The organism is Sporosarcina sp. E16_3 (genome assembly GCF_017347125.1).
GTDB lineage: Bacteria > Bacillota > Bacilli > Bacillales_A > Planococcaceae > Sporosarcina.
On the sequence record NZ_JADPRX010000022.1, the window covers coordinates 57,332 to 63,851 of the forward strand.

The 6,520-nt window shown below is 38.2% G+C and carries 7 protein-coding genes; 2 read left to right on the plus strand and 5 right to left on the minus strand.

What is annotated here, in order from left to right; translation table 11 throughout:
* Positions 1-252: 252 nt before the first annotated feature.
* The 4 genes from I2483_RS13280 to I2483_RS13295 all read right to left on the minus strand — a co-directional run bounded on the left by I2483_RS13280 (position 253) and on the right by I2483_RS13295 (position 3,896).
* Entirely contained in the window at positions 253-1,263 is a 1,011-nt protein-coding gene (locus tag I2483_RS13280; protein WP_207277618.1) for an HNH endonuclease, read from the minus strand.
* A 72-nt stretch (positions 1,264-1,335) separates the two neighbouring features.
* Positions 1,336-2,544 carry a DNA cytosine methyltransferase gene (locus tag I2483_RS13285; protein ID WP_207277619.1) on the minus strand — a complete coding sequence of 403 codons (1,209 nt, stop codon included), beginning with the start codon at positions 2,542-2,544 and terminating at the stop codon, positions 1,336-1,338.
* Positions 2,541-3,620: a DNA cytosine methyltransferase gene (locus I2483_RS13290; RefSeq protein ID WP_207277620.1), complete on the minus strand. Its 1,080-nt coding sequence runs from the start codon at positions 3,618-3,620 to the stop codon at positions 2,541-2,543. The genes I2483_RS13285 and I2483_RS13290 overlap by 4 nt, the downstream gene beginning before the upstream one ends.
* A 48-nt stretch (positions 3,621-3,668) precedes the next feature.
* Entirely contained in the window at positions 3,669-3,896 is a 228-nt protein-coding gene (locus I2483_RS13295) for a single-stranded DNA-binding protein (RefSeq protein ID WP_207277621.1), read from the minus strand.
* A 577-nt stretch (positions 3,897-4,473) separates the two neighbouring features.
* Between I2483_RS13295 and I2483_RS13300 the strand changes: the two genes are divergently transcribed.
* Both I2483_RS13300 and I2483_RS13305 read left to right on the plus strand, forming a co-directional pair.
* A complete protein-coding gene (locus tag I2483_RS13300) occupies positions 4,474-4,791 on the plus strand; it encodes an SRPBCC family protein (RefSeq protein ID WP_255550433.1) in 318 nt (105 codons plus the stop codon).
* Positions 4,792-4,950: 159 nt separating this feature from the next.
* Positions 4,951-5,610, plus strand: a complete 660-nt coding sequence (locus I2483_RS13305) for an LbetaH domain-containing protein (RefSeq protein ID WP_207277622.1) — start codon at positions 4,951-4,953, stop codon at positions 5,608-5,610.
* A gap of 84 nt (positions 5,611-5,694) precedes the next feature.
* Here the strand turns inward: I2483_RS13305 and I2483_RS13310 are convergent, their stop codons facing one another.
* Positions 5,695-6,483: a helix-turn-helix domain-containing protein gene (locus I2483_RS13310; RefSeq protein WP_207277623.1), complete on the minus strand. Its 789-nt coding sequence runs from the start codon at positions 6,481-6,483 to the stop codon at positions 5,695-5,697.
* Between the last annotated feature and the right edge of the window lie 37 nt (positions 6,484-6,520).

A 6,520-nucleotide genomic window follows, 5' to 3' on the forward strand; every position in this document is an offset into this window, starting at 1 on the left:
AACGGCTATCCGCTAAATTGAGCGTATTGCCGTTTTTATCATTTCACCCTGATTTCCTGGAACCTGTCAGGAAATTATAACAGGGGTGTTAAGAATCAAATTGTGGACCGCCATGCTAAGTTTATTCAATAGTGGGGCACGCAAAGCTTCGCACTCAAGGCGACCTATTTTGAAATCTAGCCCATTAGTTTCTAGTCATCAAAGAAATAGTCAGCTTTTTGGGAGTACCAGTCATACAATAAATTTTTGGATTCACAGCCGTCCTGAGGTTAAGAATAAGCCATAGACGTTTTCGCGATGATATTGAATACTGTTAAGAGAGGGCTTCAAAAAATCAATGGATGGAATATGGATTTGTTTACCACTGAAATTCCTTAGATAGTCGCTTTCTACTTCAGGGTGTATATTTATCGTGTAGTCATCATTTAATGTAAAGAATCCTTTATCGAACGACCAATGAATGTCGCGACTTAATGCTAAGCCGTTGTTAGGCATGTAAAGTCCTCCATGACTTTTTGGCATAATGTGTGCAGCCTCTAAATTTAGAAATTTTCCGTACTGGATAACGTTTCTGGTTACAGCACATCTATTTTCATAAGCTACCATTGTAAAATCCCTAAAGCTAGTAGGTGTAAATAAGTCCGAAAGTCTGGTTTCTGAATTTTGTATTTTCTTTGTAACACTTGAGTCTACAACCGTACGTAAAGGAACTTCCTTGCGATATAAAATATTGGTTTCAAATTTCTCCAGACGCCCCTCAAAAATAGCATGTGCACCCTTAATGTTAGATGATTCAATAATGTTTTCACACATTTGATACAGTTCTGTGTTTGCGGGAGTAACTCTATCCGCGTAATAGACAGTTTGCGTTTCTATTTCGTTTGTAACTTCCGTTTCCTCTATAGTGATTATAGATTTTTTTAATACAATGATGTCGTTGGTTTGGAATATGTAATGGTCCATTTCCAATGCATTGTTTAAGTAGATTCTAAATTCATTTCTTGGTCTTGCTGATGTGCTACCATGAAATTTATCATTATGATAAATGTAATTACAGTAAATCTTTTCAAGATTACGAGCGTATAAAGGGATGATTGGAAGCAATGATGAATCATTTTTTACTGCTTCGGAAAGTGGTGGGAAAAATGAGAGAACGCTCGGATCTTTGGAAATATATATGTATCTTCCACGGGATGGTGTATCCCCAGGATTAGAAATACTTCCTAATTCTTGATGGCCTAACTTTTTTAGATAGTATGTCATAGTATTAACCTCCTTTTCCATTTCACCAATTGTAACATGAAAAAAGAGAAGCTTTTTAAGCTTCTCCAAAGTTTATAATATCGACTCTAATGCTAAAGCAAGTTTTTCTGAAAACTTAGGTGGAACAGCATTACCTATCATCTTATAATTGTCGCCAGTGCTAGAAATAAATTCGTAATCATCATCAAATGTTTGCAGTCGAGCGGCTTCCCTGACAGTTATTGATCGGGCCTGCGTGGAATCGGGATGTATATGTCTCAACCCATCTTTATATAAATGAGCTGGAATCGTATTACTCGTCTTGTCCCACCGTAATACGTAGTATTTATGCACATTTGAGTACTTTCCTGTCATCTCGGTATAGACCTGTTTCAAAGCTTCACTTGAAACATATTTACAACGACCGCTTTCGATATCTTCACAGAGCAAACGGAAAATTTTTATGTCCCGTGGGTTGTGAAATCGTGGAACGTGATTTGCAACTGCTGAGGTGAAATCATGGGAGTATTTCTTACCTCCAACCTTTAGGTCTTTATCTAAAGGGAGTAGCTTCGGAAGGTCGGCAATGGCATCATGCACATTTTTTTCATTTTCCTTATACTTGGGCAAGAGCTCCGTATAGAATGATTTCAACAGCCCTTGAATATTCGGATAAAGGTCTTTACGTAATCCAATGATTATGACGCGTTTTCTTTTTTGTGGCACTCCGTATTCGGACAAGTCTATTAGCGCGAATTGTTTTAAATCCTCTATTATTTCATAGCCGGAGTCTTCAATTTGCTTTTTAATTAGATCGGTAACGGGAATGTCTCCCGGCTTAGCACTTAGAATTCCGGGAACGTTCTCAAAAACAAAGATTTTTGGACGATATCTTCTGACAATCTTTAAATAGCTTTCAAATAAATAATTTCTGTAGTCATCACGCATTCCATTCGCATCTCTTATTCTACCTGCCATTGAATATGCTTGACATGGCGGACCGCCAATAATCAGATCCAAAGATTGATTGTTAATGAGGGAATCCAATCCATCATGCGTTCCATAATCAATATCATCTAACCAACCTTCAAATAGTTCTTCTGTTCGCTGAATATCAAACCTTAACACTCGGTTTTCTGCATCGGACATATTCCATTTCACAGATAGACGATTTATTAAGTTATGAACTTGAGGCTTTTCCCACTCAACGGCCGCCAACATTCTAAAACGGCTGTTTCTTTCAAATCCTTCTGAAAGTCCTCCACAACCTGCGAAAATATCGATAAAGTTATATTGCTTCATTGTTTTTTCCCATCTGAATATAAATATTTTTTTAGTTGCAGTCCCAAATGATAGCCAAGCAACGGAGGTACAGCATTTCCAACTTGTTTATATTGCTCAGTTTTATTTCCATAGAATAAGAAATCGTCAGGAAAAGATTGCAAACGAGCATTTTCCCTAACGGTAGGCACTCGGTTATACCTGTAATGAAAATGGTTTCTATGGCCCGTATCGATGGTTTTCGATGGTTTTTGACTGTGATAGCGGGTCCATGCTTCATTAAATTTACGGCTTTCTCCCACCCCTGGTGGCAGATCTTTGTGATTTCCACCTTCAGGTACTTGCGAAATCACATTGATTACTTCTAGTGTATGATTTGTACCCAAATGGTTATACAAATGGGTTGCTCTCTTTCTCATCTTCTTTTGGTAAGCGGTTTTCGGCTGAGTTAAATACTCGCTGACATTACTACCCAGATCATCCTCAAAGTCATGCAAATCGCTAATGGCATCTGAGCAAGTAACATAATTATCTGGATTATGTACACGATTTGGAAATTCAAATTTCATGCCGTTTTTCAAACCAACAATGAATAGGCGTTTCCTGATCTGCGGGATTCCATAATCGGGAGCGTATAAAACTTCATAACTTATTGTGTATCCTAAATCAGTAAACTCTTTGATAATGGCCTCTTTCGCTTTTCCGTTGTACAAAGTGGCCAAGCCAGGTACATTCTCTAACACAAATGCTTTTGGTTGAAAGAAATCTACTGCATTCACCATAGCTTGAAACAGCTTGTTGCGCTCATCATTTTCATCGCGTTTGCCGGTAAGCGAAAACCCTTGGCATGGGGGTCCTCCAATAATCAAATCAATACTTTTATTATTAGTAAGACTAGCCATTTCCAATATAGTAGAACCTTGAAATAGATCTCCATCCATTGCTACGGCACCATCATGGTTCTCTTTGAAAGTCTTGAGTGCTGGAATGTTGTTGTCAACTCCCAATAGCACCTCATATCCAGCATCAATAAATCCTTTTGATAAACCACCGCAGCCACAAAACATATCAATGACGGTGGGTTTTTTGCTACACAAGATAGTTCAACTCCATTTACTGAATTGTTTAAAACTTAAATTAATCAACTATTTTTTTATATATTGCTGTTGATTTGCACTGCTTTTCAAACCAACTTCCACTACTGTTTGCAAGTCGTCATGTCTTACCTTTTTTAAAAATAAAGCGCCAAGTGACCTCCGTTCTCCTGTGTCCAATCGGTTCCATTCATAGCCTTTAAACAGGTCTTTAACTAAAAAAACCTCACCGGATTCCAAGTTCTCAACTTCTTGAATAGCTAAATTCAAACATTTCATGTCTATGCAATACTCCTTCGAAATAATTATGTTCTATCATAAACATAAGCTTATGTTTATGATAGAACAAATGTTCAAATGTGTAAAGTTATTAGATAAGAAAGTGGTTTCTAAATAAAAAAGGGTATGTTTTTGTAGTTAAGGAAAATAGTTTCTTGCACATGTCACCTTATTAGGGATGAACAATATAAAGTTTTAGTAGTGAATGCGTTTTCGATACATGAAACGGATAGGTTGATAATATCAGGTACCACACTGCATCAAGGTATTCTGAAAACACAATACAATTACATAATGATAAAATGGAAGTCAGAAGAATTGGTAAAGCTTTGGCTTTTGTGTATGTTTATTAAGTCATACGAAATGTTTGTCGTTGTGTTAAGCACAGGTGCTGTTCATTAATTCATCAACAAACTAAACAACGTTCATCCCAGGGGGAATCAACTATGGTAAATGCTTTTACAGAAATAATCATTCGGCGCACAGTTGAGGAAGTTTCGGAGATGCAGCAATCCCAGACAATGCACCTGAGTGGTATGTAAATATTCATTCGGCTGAATGAAAAACTGAAAAACCGTTGACAATTGGATCTCGTATCGCATTTAAAGCGCAATTCCTTGGACGAGAATTAGAATGCGTTAATGAGATTGTAGAGTATAAACTGCATCAAAAACTTATCATGAGAATTGCAGACGGTCCATTTCCGATGGAGACAACCTATACATGGGAAGCTATTGACGAAAATGGTACACGGATGACTTTACGGAACAGAGGGAATCCAACAGGCTTTTCAAAGATATTTGTTCCGATTATGTCCACGATGATGAAAAGGGCAAACAATAAAGACCTGAAAAAGATTAAGGAAATACTCGAAAGTAATAAGAATGGATTATGAGATTGAAAAAATCCCTCAGATTAAAAACTGAGGGATTTTTGTTTTCCAACACGGGCATCGACCACTAATAGTAACGTGTACAGACGCTCGATGTTTTGACTATAATCATTCCCAGTCACATAAAATGCCTAGACATAAAAATAAAAAAGGGGTGCATGATTGAGAGGAAATAGTGATTCAGAATACAATTGTTTTAAGCCGTTTATTAGTCCAAATCCAATCACGTCTTTTAATCCAGTTCAACGATATCCATCGATTGATGAAACAGCGCTTATTAGCCCGTTTTCGAGCGTTATTGGCGATGTTTTCATTGGGGATAATGTGTATATTGCCCCTAATGTAAGTGTTCGCGCAGACGAAGGAGCCCCATTTCATATTGGCTCTACTGTTAATCTACAAGAAGGTGTAGTTTTGCATGGGTTAGTAGATAAACGTATTTCCCTGGGCAAATATAGTTATTCTATCTTCATTGGAAATAAAGTGACGATTGCACATGGAGCCCTGATTCATGGTCCTGTTTACATTGGAAATGACGTTTTTGTCGGATTCAAGTCTATTGTTTATAATGCTATTGTTGAAAATGGTGCTTTTATTTCTTACAATGCAGTCGTGACAAACGGTGTACGAATCGCTAAGAATCGATTCGTACCACCTGGAGCCCATATTGATACGCAGGAAAAGGCCGATGTTCTATCGACAGTACCAAAAGATAGCGAAGAATTTGCCATTGAAGTACAGCGTGTAAATCAGGAATTCCCAGCTTCCTATCATCTATTAATTGGTAATAATCGTTGTTCTTGCGGATTTGCGTATAACTAATCGTACCGTTCGTGCACAGCATAAAATTTGCATCGACATGCTGCTTAAAAATCTTGGCACAATTATTCCTCAAACTGAATTGAACTACCGGTAGAAAAAGCCCTCAACGGATACGTCATAATCCATGAATGCGTCGCTAAATAAAGCTTTGCCGATGAGTTCGCGCAAAACTCCTGAATAATAACCGGGTAGATTCCGGATAGTTTTCGATTTGGTAGTTTGAATAGCAATACGGAGGGCCTGTATGGCCAATTGCTCGAACAGCTCCCCTTTGTCTTCGTGGATGCTGAATTTTAACATTTGCAGGGACTGTTTCCGGTAGACGCCGTAAAAATCACGTGCTAATTTACTTTCTCCGATGGTTGAAGAAAGATGAGATTTCATCCTGCCAAAAAGTGTAGTAGGCACAATTTCCGCAGGAGACGTTCTTTTAAGGTCTTTAGTATTTATCGCTTTAGAAAGAAAAGCTTCGGTTTCCGGTTTCGCGGTTTCCGCCTTACTGGCAGTAGGCTTTTCATCACTCTTCGGGGTGTTCAATTTCGACTGGTCACTAGTAGGTTTAATGACGTAAATGTTAGCGCCTAGACCGCTCATAACAGGGCGGATATAGTGAATGCGTTCGATAATTCCGAGCTTTTCTAATTTGCGGATTGCGCGTCGTACAGTTGCATTGGATTTCTTGATGGCCTTTTCGATTGTTTCGTGTTTCAAATGTGCAGCGCCGTATTTGACGGAGTAACGACGGATCATATCAAGAACAGCCCGCTCGGTTTGGTTCATAGCGTCCCAATTCGTGAGTACATGTTGCCTTGTTGCCGCGTCTAGATCGTGTTTGTTTGTGAAGTGTGCGTACTCAGAAAGGTAAGTTGTCATAAAGAATATCCCCTTTATTTTTTATATAGATGAGAAT

What these genes read in the sequence shown, in the direction of transcription:
- I2483_RS13280 (WP_207277618.1), bottom strand. Translation starts at nt 1,263, where the DNA reads ATGACATACTATCTAAAAAAGTTAGGCCATCAAGAATTAGGAAGTATT.
- I2483_RS13285 (WP_207277619.1), bottom strand. Translation starts at nt 2,544, where the DNA reads ATGAAGCAATATAACTTTATCGATATTTTCGCAGGTTGTGGAGGACTT.
- I2483_RS13295 (WP_207277621.1), bottom strand. Translation starts at nt 3,896, where the DNA reads ATGAAATGTTTGAATTTAGCTATTCAAGAAGTTGAGAACTTGGAATCC.
- I2483_RS13310 (WP_207277623.1), bottom strand. Translation starts at nt 6,483, where the DNA reads ATGACAACTTACCTTTCTGAGTACGCACACTTCACAAACAAACACGAT.